This is a genomic window from Micromonospora sp. NPDC047753, assembly GCF_040642735.1.
Taxonomy (GTDB): domain Bacteria; phylum Actinomycetota; class Actinomycetes; order Mycobacteriales; family Micromonosporaceae; genus Micromonospora.
Genome location: NZ_JBEYSL010000161.1, coordinates 1 through 13,407 on the forward strand (window position 1 = coordinate 1; position 13,407 = coordinate 13,407).

Below are 13,407 nucleotides of genomic sequence, written 5' to 3' on the forward strand. Positions count from 1 at the left end.
GCCGACGAGTCGCCAGCCCCGGGACCGGACCGGTCGGCCGGGCGCGCTGCGGTTGCCGGGCGCGGCGAGGACCGGGTTGGGCAGGGAGAGGTCGGTCGCGGTCATCAGCTGTTCCTCCGCTTGTTGACCATGAACTGGATGACCGTGATGCTGAAGCAGATGGCGAACAGGACGACGGAGACCGCCGAGGCGTAGCCGAACTGGTTCTCCTCGAAGCCCTTCTGGTAGATGTACTGCGAGAGCACCAGTGTCGACTGGCCCGGGCCACCACCGGTCATCACGAGGATGAGGTCGAAGACCTTGAAGCTTTCGATGGTGAGCAGCACTGTGACGAAGAAGGTGGTGTGTCGTAACCCGGGGAGGGTCACGTGCACGAACCGCTGCCACGGTGTGGCGCCGTCGGTCTCGGCCGCCTCGTAGAGCTGGGCCGGGATGGTCTGCAGGCCGGCCAGGAACAGCAGCATGTAGTAACCCATGTACCGCCAGGTGCCGACAATGATGACCGCCGGCATCGACCAGGTCGACGACGTGGTCCAGCCCGGCGCATCGTCCACCCCGACTGCACCGAGGAGAGCGTTGATCGGGCCGTACTCCGGGCTGAACAGCTGGTTCCAGACGATCGCGATCGCCACGATCGAGGTGATGTAGGGGAAGAAGGCGACGGTGCGGAAGAACCGTACGCCGCGCAGTTTGCGGTTGAGCAGCAGCGCCAGCCCGAGTGACGCCGCGAGGGTCAGCGGGATGTGGAAGACGGTGTAGTAGACGGTGTTGCGCAAAGCGGTCCAGAAGCTTGCGTCGCCCCACATTCGCCGGAAGTTGGCGGTGCCGGTCCACTCGGCCACCCCGAAGACGTTCCAGTCGGTGAAGGCCACATAGAACAGCACGACGACGGGTAGCAGGGTGAGCACTGCGAAACCGGCGAAGTTGGGCAGGATGAACGACCAGCCGGCGACCGTGTCGCGCGACACCAGCCGCCGGCTCCTGGGTCTCGTGCGCGGCAATGTTGCCATAGGAAGTCTCCGGAAGCGTTCGGCATGATGGCGGGACCGGCGTGCGGTTCAGGCGCGCCGGGACCGCCATCAGCTCACTGGTTGAGGACCTCGTTCTTGGCGCGGGCCTGCGCCTTGCTCAACTCCGCGTCGACGCCCTTGCTGTCCGAGAGGATCGCCGAGTGCGTCTCGTTGAGGAGGTTCTGCAGGCCCGCGGTGTGCTTCGACACCGGGTTCTCCGGCTTGATGGTGTGCTTGGCGTAGGCGAACTTCGACAGGTCGTCCTGCGGCACGCCGTCCAGCCCGAACAGCGTCGCGGTAACCGCGTCGGTGACCTGGGCCGGGGTGATGCCGATCCCGGCCAGCGCCTTAGCGGCATCCGGGCCGGCCGCGTACTGGACGAAGGCCTTGGCCGCGGCGGTCCTGGACTTGCTGATCTTCGGGTTGATCCCCAAGCCGGTCGGGTCGCCGAAGGTCACTGGTGTGGCGGAGGTGCCGGTGGTGGACTTGTCGAACTGCGGCGCCGGGGCGAGCCCCCACTGGAACTTGTCGGCGTCACCGCTCTGTCGCTGGTTGAGCAGCGTGGCCACGTACCAGGTGCCCATAAGCAGCATCGCCGACTGCTGCTTGCCGAACTGCGCCTGGTAGGTCAGTTTGTTGGTCTTCGCGGTGCCGAAGGTCGGCTGCGCGCCGGCCGCCTGCAGGTCCAGTGACCGCTCGTAGTACGGCTTCAGGTAGCCGTAGTCCCCGGAGAGCAGGTCCGCGTTGGGGGTCTGGGCGAGCGCGAATCCCTGCACTGTCGACTGGAAGGTGTGCTGGTACGCGCCGGTCGCGTTCGAACCGGCCCCCTTCAACCCGGTGTGCAGTCGCTTCGTCGCGTCGGTGTAGTCGTCCCAGGTCCAACTGCCGTCCGGCGGCGCCACCTTCGCCTTCGCGAACAGGTCCTTGTTGTAGAACAACACCCACGAGTCCTGCCGGTACGGCACCGCGTACGCCTTGCCATTCACCTGGTAGGACGCGAGCGCCGGGGTCGAGCCGAGACCGGAGGTGGCGTCGGAGACGTCGAGCAGCTGACCACCGCTCTGGTACGTGTAGAAGTTCTTGAGGTTCTTCATGACGTAGACGTCCGGGGCGGTGCCGGCAGCCAGGTCCGTGATCATCTGGGTGTCGTAGTCGTTGCCTGGGGCGTACTCCTTGAGCTCCACCGTCACGTTCGGGTGGGTCGCCTTGAAGCCGTCGGCGAGCGTCTTGAACTCGGGCGTGGACGACAGGGTCCAGCCGGCCAGGGTGATGGTCACCGGGGCATTGGGGTCGACTGACTCGTCTGCGCCGCCGCAACCGGCGAGCACAAGCGTCAGGGCCGTCGCAGCGCTGATGACGGCAGGTATCGCACGCTTCATCCCTTTCTCCTTAGGTCAAGGGGCCCGGACGGGCCCGCACTGCTACCAGGACGCCCGGGTGGGCCTGGCATTCTCCGTGTCCAGACGGGTCGACGTGCTGATTCCGTCGGGCCAGTCGACCGCCAGGTGGAGGCCGCGGCCGCCCTCGTCGACCACGGCCTGGCACGCCTGCCGGGCCGGGGCAACCGGCACCCTGGACAGCTCGGTGAAGGTGGCGGCCCATGCGCTCGGCCGGACGGGGTGGTCGAGCCATGGCACGAGCAGCCCGCCGGCCAGGGGTCCGCCGTGCGGAGCGGCGGTGACGCCGGCCGTACCGCCGCCGTGAATGCTGTCGAGCCGGCTGGTCAGGCCGGCTCCGGTCACGACCGCCACACCGCCGGCGGCGGTGGCCGTCGCATCCCCGGCGATGGCCCAGCCCCCGATCCGGAGCCTCAGGGCAGCCGCCTCGACGCCGTCGACGAGGCCGTCGACGCGGGTCAGACGTAGTTCCCAGGGGCCGCGGACCAGCGAATACACAGTGAGGTGCCCGGCCGGTCGGGACCGGCCCGCACGGCCGCCGCCGTGATCGCGCTGACCCGGATCCGGGTCGACCCAGTGGGCGAGGGCACGTGACCCGGCCACGCCCACGCCGTCGGTGTCGACGTGAACGCTCAGCAGACGCATGCCGGTGCGGTGGGTGACCCGGCCCGCGTCGTCGACGAGAGTGACGGACTGGTCGACCGGACTGGCCCAGCCGCTGTCGTCGAGGACCGGGGTGGTCGCGGTGGAGTAGCCCAGTCGGGCGTAGAGCGGTGAGTCTGAGACGGTGGCACCCTCGACGGCGTGGTCGGTGCCGTGGTTGACGACGCGGACGATGCCGTCGGCACGGGTGCCAGAGATCAGCCAGCCTGGCGCGTGTATCGCCCGCACCGCGTCCCGCTCCTCCACCGGCAACGGCTCCTCGGGAGTCGCCCAGACCGGATGGTCGGCGGGTAGCGCGATACCGAGCAGGCCCTTGCTGGCCCAGTACGGCGAGCCCGGCCCGGAGTACGACTGCGCCAGTCGCGGCCACGGCCCGTGCCAGCCGAGGGTGAGCAGGCCTCGTTCGTCCGGGGCTCCATTAGCGACGAAGTGACGCACGATGCGGGTGGCCGCGCCGCGCAACCGGCCGAGGCTGACCGAGGGCACGCCGGCGATGGCGCCAACCCAGAACGGCGCCGCCGCGGCGAAGCGGTAGGTCAGACTCCGCCCCTGGATCAACGGTGATCCGTCGGCGCCCACGAGCGCGACCGCGTCGCTCAGGAAGCGGTCGAGGCCGGCCAGGTCCCGTTCGCGGCGCTGCTCGGCCAGGTCCGCTGCGCCAGCCATCCGGGCCCACAGGGTCGGGTAGAGGTGCAGGGCCCAGCCCACGTAGTGGTCGTAGGCGCGGTCCGGCCCGTCGGACATCCAGCCTTCCCCGCGGACGAAGCCGTCATGGGTGGTCAGGTCCTCGTTCATCTCGTCGAGCGAGTGCGGCCCGCCCACCGAACGCAGAAACGTCTGTACGACCAGCCGGAACCAGACCCAGTTGATTCGTGGGTACGTGTCGTCGCCGACCGCCGGGCGCAGATAGTTCACCACCCGCTCGCGCACCACGGACGGCAGTCGGTCCCAGATCCACGGGCGGGTCATGTCCAGGACCAGCGCGATGGAGGCGGCCTCCACCTTCGCCTGGGGGTGCTCGTCCATGCGCACCCAACGGTCTGGAGCGCTCGGGTCGGTGCCAGCGGTGATGCCTGCCGTGTACCGGGCCACGAGCTCGTCCAGGCCCACTCCCCGGGCACCAGCGATGCGGAACCCAGCCAGCAGGAAGGTACGGGCGAAACCCTCCAGCCCGTCGACGGCCCGCCCGTAACCGCCCTCCGGCCCGGGGAAGGTGACCAGGGCGTGTCCGGGCGACGCGAACGGTCGGGTGGCGGCGAGCATCCGGTCGGCGAGGGCCAACCAGTCATCCCGGCTCCAGGTCGCGGCGGTAGCGACATCCGAGTCCGTCGACGGTGCCACCTGACCGGTCGTCTCGAACGTCATCCGTGGTCCTGTCGCATCGATCCGTCTCCGTCGACTGTGGCGAGCGGGGCGTTGCCCATGAATGTGACGTGCAGGCATCCGCAGGGTTTCCGAAGTAAAACGCTCACAAAGGAGCAAGTCAATGCCGTTCCCAAACCGATGTGAACACACCTGATCAGGAGAGCGCACAACGCTGCCGTGACACACCAAGTGCTCTGATACGATCACAATCGCTCATAGCCGCTCCACCGCCAGAGGAGTCATGACCGTCGCAGACCGCTCCGCAGACCCGCTGGCTGCGGCGTGGCGCGGTCACCGGAGGGAACCGTCGGCACGGGTGCTCGCATCGCCCGACAACGCCCGGGACCTCGACCCGGATCAGGCGACCACGCCGCCCCACATCCACCCGCTCGTCGCCGGCCAGGCACGGCTTGGCGACGGCCGCGCCGAGGCTGCCACGCTGGACGACGTCAGCCGGCCCACCCTCGGCCAGCAGCCAGGTTCAGCGCCGTGCGCCGCGACGACCCGGCGGAGCGCGACTCCTATGCTCTTCGACGGATGGGTAGATCACCCGATCCGGCTCGCGATCGACATCACCGCGTTCGGCCCGACCGGCGAGGTCGTCCGCACCAAAACGCTCTCGTCGCACGAAGCGCTCCTCGGAGGTCCCCCATGACCAAGGACAGCCCCGTCGTCACCACGGCGGAGTCCCCCCGAGGGCCGCTTCAGGTCGCCCGCCGCCAGCAACTGTTGGCAGCCCTGCAGCGCGACGGCTCGATGCGCATCTCTGACCTGTCCCACGTGCTTGGTGCCGCGCCGGTCACCATCCGGCGTGACATTGCGGAGCTCGCCGCCGAAGGGTTGGTTCGCCGGGTCCACGGTGGGGTCGCCCTGATCCTGCCGGACGCCGTCCCGGCAGCCGACGAGCCACCCGCCGCGGGCCTGGAGCCGCTGGTCGGGCGCGCCCTCGGCATGCTCGTGCCCTCCTTGGACTACTACTGGCCGGACGTGGCTCGCGGCGTCGAGGGGGCCGCCCGCGAGTTGGACATGCGCGTGGTTCTGCGCGGCTCCTCCTACGACAGCGAGGACGACCAGCCGCAACTGGCCCGCATGGTGGGGCGGATGGGCGTCGACGCGCTGATCATCGCGCCGAGCATGGACGCACCAACCGCCGAACGCACCATCGAGTGGCTCGACAAGGTCGGCGTCCCGGTCGTCCTGCTGGAACGCACCGCCAAGGTAGGCAGCCACCACGCTGTCATGGAGTCGGTGGTCACCGACCACGCGCTCGGTGCGGCCATGGCGGTGCGCCACCTCACCTCGCTCGGACACCGCAAGGTCGGCCTGGTGCTCGACGCCAACAGCCCCACCAGCCAGCACGTACGACGTGGCTGGCTCGACGCCGCCACCGAGTGCGGCCTCGACCCGGACGCGACTGTGGTGGCTGTGGTACCCGACGCACGCTCACCCGAGCGGGACTCCGTGCTCAACGGCATCCTCGACCAGTGCCAGGCGACCGGGACGACGGCGCTGCTGGTGCACGCCGACGCCGAGGCGATCGCGCTCGTGCAGCACTGCGAGGAGCGGCACCTGTCCGTTCCCGGCGACCTTTCCCTGGTGGCGTACGACGACGAGGTCGCCGGGCTCTTCAGCCCGCCGCTGACCGCGGTCCGACCGCCGCGACGCTCGATCGGACGAGCCGCCGTGCGTCTCGTCGCCGACCGGCTCGCCGACCCCGACCGTCCCACCCACCGGGTCGTCATCAGCCCGTCGCTAAGGATCCGGGAGTCGACCGCGCCGCCATCCGCGTAGGCGTTCCGGTCCCGATACATTCGACCAGGGACCAGCCGGGCGGTGAGCAGCCGGCCTCCACAGCAGACCTGGTGCGCCCGCATCCTGCCAAGTGCGCTCTCCCACCGGATGCGGTTACGTGAGCGCATCGCTACTATGGGTCAGCAGTCCAGAGGGAAGGGGTCGTGCCCGCGTGCGAAGTCCCGTCACCGAGACCGCGTCGGCGTCCGCGCCGGGCCGATCCGCGCCGCTCATGACCGGCCGGCTGCGCAGGCTCGCCCGGCCGCTGGTGCTGATCGCGGCCGCCGTCGGGGCCGGTTTCGTCGGGGCCGTCCTGTTCCAGGGCCCGGCCGCCGCCGACGGGATGCGCAGCGGGTCCACTGACGAGCCTCATCGGACGGTCGGCGCTCTGGTCGAGTCGGTCGCGCGGCTCACGGTCGCCGTGCCACTCAACCAGGGCCGCCACGTGGCCGCGGATGCCGACGACAGTCGCCGCGATGGGCTCCACGTCCCACTGCCAGGGCCTACCGATGACGCCGCCGCCTCCCGCGAGAAGCTACCCTCGACGGGGCCTCGACGGTTGACGGGTGCTTCGAGGCGCGACGCACCCGACGCGGCGGCGGAGCGCGAGAAGCTCCGGCCGACCTCCGTAGGTCGCACGGTTCATCGTCCAGCGCACCGTGTCGGACTGTCGCGGCCGGCCGCGGATCCACCACGGAAATCAGCCACCGCCGCGCCCAGGCCGCCTACGCTGCACGGACCAGGCGAGTCGCCGGCGGTGGGCCCGATCACCGCCGCCTTGCCGCACGTCGTCGACATCGTGGGCAGGGTGCCGATCCGGCCCGTCGTCATGACACTCCTCCGGGTCGCCGATGCCGTTCTACCGCCGGCTCTCGGCGAGGTGGTCGTCCCGTCGGTGACACCTGCACTGCCCGATCCCCCAGTGCTCGGGCCGGCTGGCGTCCCGGTGACCGAGCCGGCTCCCGTACCGACGGTGCCGACGCCACCGGCGGGTCCGGCGCCGGCCCCCGTACGCGTCGCAGCGCCACCGACGCCGGCCGCGCCACCGCCGATGTCCGTCGTCGACGCCGCGCGTGCCACGGTCCCGACGGGGCAGGTCGCCGCACGCCCGGGACCGGTGGCCCCGCAGGGTGTGTTCCCTGGGCAACCGCTCGCGCCCGCCGACCAGGATGTCGCTTGCGTCGACAATGGATCGACGCCCGGGCCGGGGTTGCCCCGGCCGCTCGACCGGCAGTCGCATGTCGGCGCCGGGCAACGCTGCGATCTCGCGCCGCTGCTGGTTGAGAGCCGAGCTCCGTCTGCGATCACCCGCCCCGGCTGAGGCGGGTCGATCGACCCCGGTGACTGGTCTGAGCGACTGGTTTCACCACTGGTCGGTCGATCAGTGTCCGTGCCCGTCCGCGGTGACGGTGCCGCGGGCCGATGCCTACCTGTCTGTAGCGCACGACCGCCCCGATCAACCCGTGGATGTTCCGGGATCGGTGGCCGTCGTGACGCGTACCGGAGATCGGAGAAGACGTGGTGATCCACGTTGTCGTCGCCGAGGACATGGGTTTGCTCCGCGGGGCGCTCTGCGCCGCGCTGTCACGTGAGGAGGACATGGAGGTGGTCGCCGACGTCGAGGGTGTCGGCGAACTGTTGACGGTGGTCCGGCGGTGCCGACCGCAGGTGGTGGTGCTGGCACTGACACCGGAGCTGCCCGACCCGGTGGAGGCGGTCGCCCGCATCGACGTCGAGGCGCCGCACGCCGCCGTGCTGGCGATGAGCCCACGGTGGAGCCCGGCGCTGGTGGAGGCGGCGCTGGCAGCCGGCGCGCGCGGCCTGGTCGGGAAGGACAGCTCGCTGGCCGAGTTGGTGCGCGCGATCCGCGCGCTCGCGGCCGGGGAGCGAGCGATCGACCCCGCCGCGGCGATCGCGGTGCTGAGCCCCCCGGAGATGCCGTTGACGCCTCGGGAGATGGACGTGCTGCGGATGGCGGCCGAGGGCCTGCCGCTGAAGGAGATCGCCGGCCGCCTCTATCTGGCACACGGGACGGTGCGCAATCACCTGTCGGTGATTCTGCGCAAGACCGGGGCTCGCAACCGGTTGGAGGCGGTGTCGCACGCGCGGCGTAACGGCTGGTTGTAGCCGTCGGGGGGTGGGTCCGGAGGCAACGTCCGGACCCACCCGTCGCCGTGCGACCCCACCGGATGCGTGTTTGAATGTTGACGTACCGTGATCATTGTCGGAGTGCGGGAAGGTTCATCGTGATCCGTACCCTGCTCGCCCTGGACGGCGCCCTGGTTCTGGGCGCGCTGTCGCTCGTCCTCGCCGCCGAGGACGACATTCGCGTCGTGGCGGAGGTGGATCGCGGCGACGAGGTCTCCGCGGCCGTCCGCGCGCAAAGCCCCGACGTGGTCGTGGCCGACCTCGACTTCGTCGAGGGAGTCGATCCCGACCGTCTCGGCCGGTGTCCCGTCCTGGTGCTGGCGCACCCGCAGCGAGCCCGACGGTTGCGAGGCATGTTGTGCCCGACCAGGGCGGTCGGCATCCTGCGCAGTGACGCCACCCCCGAGCGGGTCATCGACGGGATCCGCCGGCTCGCCCGCCGGGAGCCCGTGCTCGACGCGGATCTCGTGGTCGCCGCGCTGCACTCGGACGGCCCACTGACCAGCCGTGAGACGGAGGTGTTGAGGCTGACGGCCGCGGGTGCGCCGGTTGCGGAGGTGGCGGTCTCGCTCGGGCTCACCCGTGGCACCGTCCGCAACCATCTCGGTCGGATCGCCCGCAAGGTGGGCGCGCGTACCCGGGTGGAGGCCGTGCGGATGGCTGGCGAGGCGGGCTGGATCTGACCGGCGCCGTCGGCGCGGTCGTGCGGGTTTCAGCCCGCCGGCGCCGACGCCGCCGGGGACGGCACCGCCGGGTCGTCCCAGCAGCCGACGAGCACCCGGTAGGTGGCCGAGCGGGTCATCAACTGTTCGTGCGTCCCCGCCAGCGGCTCGTCGCCGTCGAGGACCAGCACCCGTCCGGCCCGCAACGCGGAACTGATCCGGTGCGCGATCACGACGAGGGTGCCGGGCCGCCGGGCGAAGGCAGCCTCGACCGTCGCTTCCAGCGCCGGGTCCAGGTGGCAGGTCGCCTCGTCGAGGACCACCAGCGGGGCGGGTGCCAGCCAGGCTCGGACCGCCGCGATGAGCTGCCGCTCGCCGGCGGAGAGCAGGGACGGCGCGACCGGCGCGTCCAGGCCGCCCAGGCGGGTCGCCAGGGGACGCGCGCCGAGCGTGTCGAGGGCGACCTCCAGCGTGTCGTCGTCGGCGTCCGGCCGGAGGTAGCGAATGTTGTCGGCGAGGCTTCCGGTGAAGACGTACGCCTCCTGGGGCACCAGCACTCGCATCCGGGCGAGGACGGCCGGCTCGATCTCGGCGACTCTCGTGCCGGCCAGGTGGACCGTGCCTGCCTGCGGCGGCACCAGCCCGGCCATCAGGGAGGCCAGTGTGGACTTGCCCGCACCGCTCGGGCCGACCACGGCGAGATGGTCCCGGTCGGCCAGTGTCAGCGAGAAGTTCCGCAGGACGGGCCGGGCGCGCGGGCCGTAGCCGAAGGTCAGCCCCCGCACCTCGACGGCTGCCGGACGATCGGCAGGAGCTGCGGGTGGTCGGCAGCGAGGCATCCGGGCGGTGGGGGCTGACGGGCGCGGGTCGTCGGAGACCGGACAGGTGCGCAGGATGTTCTCCAGGGTGACCGCGTAGCGCAGCCCGCCTCCGCCGAGACCCTGCACCAGGGTGTGCAGGGCGGGTTGCAGCCCGGTGGAGACGTAGATCAGCGCGCCCAGCACCGCGCCGGCGGTGAGACCACGCTCGACCAGCCACGGGGCGGTCACCATCAGCACCAGCAGTGGCAGCCAGCCGCCGATGCCGAGGCTGAGGCTGCGGATCGCCGCCATCCGGGCGAGCATGCGTTCGGCGGCGGCCTGCGCCGACACCCAGCGTTCCACCTCCGCCGACACGCGTGTCTGGGCGCCGCAGGCCAGCACATCACGGTGAGCGGCCAGGGCGGTCGCCGCGGACTGGCCGAGCTGTTCACCGGCCCGGACGTAGGCGCGCTGGTGCGTGACCATCGACGGCAGCGCGGCGAGGAACACGACCAGACCGGCGACCAGCGGGGCGAACGCCAGCGCCGCCACCACCGGCGCCAGCGCGAGGAGGCCGAGCAGGGCCGCGCCAGCGGAGAAGAGGAAGCCGCGGGTCACCATCAGCAGACCGGCGAAGGTGTCGCGGACGATCTCCATCTGGTGGGTCAGCCGGGTCACGGCGGCGCTGTCCGGGCGACCACCCGCTCTGGTGGCGTCGCGGAGCGCACCCCGGATCACCTGGGCGGCCACCTCGTCGCGGAACGGCTCGACCACCGCGCCGAGGCTCCGGTACGTCCGGCCGGTGGCCGCCGCGCCGACCAGCACCGCCACGGCGAGGACCCCCAACCAGGCCAGGCCGGTGAGGAGACGTCCGGCCAGAAAACCCTCGTCGACGGCACGGGCGACCAGATAGCCGGCGAGCAGCGCGGGCAGCGACTCGACAAGCGACCAGCCGCCGAGCCCGGCGAGTTCCCACCGACGGGCCCGCAGCGCCCGCCAGGTCACCCGGCGTACGCCGGGACGGCTCACGACCCACCGCCGGCCGGCTGGAAGACGGCACGGTAGTCCGGGTCGGCCCACAGTTGCCGGTGCGGTGCCAGACCGCGAAGCCGCCCGCCGTCCAGCCAGGCGACGAGGTCGGCCGCCGCGGCCGCTGCGGTCCGGTAGGTGACCACCAGTCGGGTACGCCCCCCGGCGTGCCCGAGAACCGCCTCGGTGATCCGGTGTTCGGTCGCGGTGTCGAGACTGGACATCGCATCGTCCAGGATGAGCAGCCGCTCGGCGGCGAACGCGCGGGCCAGGCCGATGCGTTGGGTCTCGCCCCCGGAGAGCGGTGTGTCCACCAGCGGCGTGCGGTAACCGCCGGGCAGACGCTCGATCACGTCGGCGACCGCCGCCATCCGGGCCGCCCGCAGAACCGCCGGGGTGGCCGGGCTGTCGTCGGCCGGCGGTTGCGCCGAGTCGACAGGCAGCGCCAGGCCGATCGCGTCGTGGACGGTCACGCCGATCAGCACCGGCCGGTCGAAGGCGTAGCCGACGGCCCGGCGCAGCGCCGCCGCGTCGAGGTCCCGCAGCGGCACCCCGTCGAGGCGCACCTCACCGCGGTCGGGGTCGTACAGGCGTCCCGCCACGGCAGCCAGTGTCGACTTGCCGGCACCGGACGCTCCGACGACGGCCACTGTCGCGCCGGCCGGCACGTCCAGGTCGACGCCGTCCAGGACGGGTCGCCCGTCGTCGGCGTGCACGCACACCCCACGCAGCCGCAGGGCACCGTCGCCGGGTGGAAGGGGCCGATCGCCCACCGACGTGGTGGGCTGTGTCAGCGGCTCGGCGACCCGATGTGCTCCCGCGCGGCTGCGGACCAGGTGGCTCAGGGTGGCGAGCACCGCACCGAGCCCGGCGCCCATGGCCGCGTACCGGACCGCGGCGACCAGTTCACCCGGTGTGAGCCAGCCTGCGGTCAGGGCGTACCCGCCGACCGCGATGACGCTCAGGTTCAGCAGCGGCGCCACGGCCGAGGTGCGCGCACTCGCCCGGGCCAGCAAACCCCAGGTACGTCGGCCGTGCCGGTCCAGCTCCGGCAGGGCCGCCAGCACCCGGTCCTCCTCGCGGCGGGTGGTGCCGGCGGCGGCGATGGTCCGGGCACCGGTCAGCGACTCCAACAGCCGTCCGGCGATGCTGCCGAGGACCCGTTGGTACCCGGCGGTCGCGGTCGAGGCGTCGGCCACGAAGGCGCGCATGAGGACGGCGAGCAGGCCGAGACCGACGAGCAGGGTGACTCCGAGGACTGGTTCCATGATGGCGAGCGCGACGACGCTGCCGAGCGGCGGAAGCACCGCCACGATGGCCAGGACCACCGCGTTGCCGGCTTGTCCCGCGTCGGCGGCCTGGCCGACCAGTCGGCCGACGAGGTCACCCACCGGGTACCGGCGGCTGGCGCGGACGTCCACGGCGAACAGGTGACGCAGGAGACGCCGGCGCAGCCCGGCGGTGGCGCGCGCCGCACCGAACCCGCTGGCCAGGTCCGTCAGGGTGTCGACGCAGATGAGGACGACGACAAGGGCGCCGGCGGACACCGCCCACCAGGCGGAGCCGCCGTCGAGGGCGGCGTCGACGGCGCGGCCGAGGAACGCGGGGAGCAACAGTTCGGCGGCCGCGCCGAGCAGCGCGACCGCCGCGAGTGCGGCCGTCCAGCCGCCGCCCGCCAGGACCGTCTGCCTCGACGTGCCAGAGTGTCAATCATGGATGAGTCCGGGCACGGCACCAGGGTGTTCGCCGAGCAGGCGCTGCTCGGCCTCATCGGGCCGTTCTGGCAGGTGGTGATCGGCGCGGTCGTGCTGGTCGTGCTTGTGCTCTCGGTGGGACGGCTGGCCCGACGGGGCAGGTCCCGGATGACCACGGCGCTGCTGGTCACCGCTGCGGCCATCGCCGGGTTCGCGGTGATCGGCGTCCTGCTGGAGGGTTGAGGTTCCGAGTCGGCGTCTGGCCCGCCGCACACCTCGGAGCCGCGGTTGGCCAGGCTGAGCCTCAGAGCCGGCGGTTGGCCAGGCTGGGCAGCTCGGCGCGGATCGTGTCGAGCCGCTCCAGGTCCAGGTCGACGACGGAGACCCCCGGGCCGTCCGGCACCTGGCCGATGACCGTCCCCCACGGGTCGACCACCATGCTGCGCCCGAAGCAGGTGCGACCTGGCTCGTGGTCGCCGGTCTGACCGGCCGCCGCCACGAAACACTGGTTCTCGATCGCCCTGGCCCGCAGCAGGACCTCCCAGTGGTCCCGGCCGGTGTGCATCATGAACGCGGCCGGAACCACGAGCAGCTGCGCGCCGCCATCGGACGCGAGCAGCCGGTAGAGCTCCGGGAAGCGCAGGTCGTAGCAGATCGACAGGCCGACCCGTAGCCCCTCGACGTCAACGACCACGGGTTGGGCCCCGGGCGCGACACTTGTCGACTCCCGGTAGGAGACCCGACCGGGGATCTCCACGTCGTACAGGTGGATCTTGCGATAGCTCGCGGCCAGACTGCCGGAACGGTCGAAGACCAGCGAGGTGTTCCACGTGTGGTCCGGGTCCGGA

11 protein-coding genes are annotated in these 13,407 nt (G+C 71.7%); 5 read left to right on the plus strand and 6 right to left on the minus strand.

The features are described 5' to 3' along the window. Positions 1-104: 104 nt before the first annotated feature. The 3 genes from ABZ749_RS15925 to ABZ749_RS15935 form a co-directional block, all read right to left on the minus strand. Positions 105-968: a sugar ABC transporter permease gene (locus ABZ749_RS15925; RefSeq protein ID WP_357228205.1), complete on the minus strand. Its 864-nt coding sequence runs from the start codon at positions 966-968 to the stop codon at positions 105-107. Between the two features lie 116 nt (positions 969-1,084). Beyond that, entirely contained in the window at positions 1,085-2,389 is a 1,305-nt protein-coding gene (locus ABZ749_RS15930) for an extracellular solute-binding protein (RefSeq protein ID WP_357228208.1), read from the minus strand. Between the two features lie 42 nt (positions 2,390-2,431). Further along, complete coding sequence (locus ABZ749_RS15935; protein WP_357228211.1) at positions 2,432-4,435, minus strand: DUF2264 domain-containing protein; 2,004 nt, start codon at positions 4,433-4,435, stop codon at positions 2,432-2,434. A gap of 241 nt (positions 4,436-4,676) precedes the next feature. On the opposite strand from ABZ749_RS15935, the gene ABZ749_RS15940 reads away from it, so the two are divergent. The 4 genes from ABZ749_RS15940 to ABZ749_RS15955 all read left to right on the plus strand — a co-directional run bounded on the left by ABZ749_RS15940 (position 4,677) and on the right by ABZ749_RS15955 (position 9,057). Further along, positions 4,677-5,090 (plus strand): hypothetical protein, encoded by a 414-nt coding sequence (locus tag ABZ749_RS15940; protein ID WP_357228214.1) that lies wholly within the window; start codon positions 4,677-4,679, stop codon positions 5,088-5,090. Continuing rightward, a complete protein-coding gene (locus ABZ749_RS15945) occupies positions 5,087-6,226 on the plus strand; it encodes a substrate-binding domain-containing protein (RefSeq protein WP_357228217.1) in 1,140 nt (379 codons plus the stop codon). Before ABZ749_RS15940 ends, ABZ749_RS15945 begins: the two co-directional genes overlap by 4 nt. Positions 6,227-7,744: 1,518 nt before the next feature. Continuing rightward, the gene (locus ABZ749_RS15950; protein ID WP_357228220.1) at positions 7,745-8,353 is read left to right on the plus strand and encodes a response regulator transcription factor; all 609 of its coding nucleotides are present in this window, start codon (positions 7,745-7,747) and stop codon (positions 8,351-8,353) included. 119 nt (positions 8,354-8,472) lie between these two features. Continuing rightward, positions 8,473-9,057, plus strand: a complete 585-nt coding sequence (locus ABZ749_RS15955; protein ID WP_357228223.1) for a response regulator transcription factor — start codon at positions 8,473-8,475, stop codon at positions 9,055-9,057. Positions 9,058-9,086: 29 nt separating this feature from the next. On the opposite strand, the gene ABZ749_RS15960 is transcribed toward ABZ749_RS15955, so the two are convergent. Both ABZ749_RS15960 and ABZ749_RS15965 read right to left on the minus strand, forming a co-directional pair. Next, on the minus strand, positions 9,087-10,865 hold the full coding sequence (locus ABZ749_RS15960; RefSeq protein WP_357228225.1) for an ABC transporter ATP-binding protein: 1,779 nt from the start codon (positions 10,863-10,865) through the stop codon (positions 9,087-9,089). Continuing rightward, positions 10,862-12,544, minus strand: a complete 1,683-nt coding sequence (locus ABZ749_RS15965) for an ABC transporter ATP-binding protein (RefSeq protein ID WP_357228231.1) — start codon at positions 12,542-12,544, stop codon at positions 10,862-10,864. Before ABZ749_RS15965 ends, ABZ749_RS15960 begins: the two co-directional genes overlap by 4 nt. 33 nt (positions 12,545-12,577) lie before the next feature. On the opposite strand from ABZ749_RS15965, the gene ABZ749_RS15970 reads away from it, so the two are divergent. Next, positions 12,578-12,802 carry a hypothetical protein gene (locus ABZ749_RS15970; RefSeq protein ID WP_357208127.1) on the plus strand — a complete coding sequence of 75 codons (225 nt, stop codon included), beginning with the start codon at positions 12,578-12,580 and terminating at the stop codon, positions 12,800-12,802. 61 nt (positions 12,803-12,863) lie between these two features. Here the strand turns inward: ABZ749_RS15970 and ABZ749_RS15975 are convergent. After that, a partial coding sequence (locus tag ABZ749_RS15975; RefSeq protein ID WP_357228228.1) for a carbon-nitrogen hydrolase family protein occupies positions 12,864-13,407 on the minus strand: 544 nt, incomplete at its 5' end.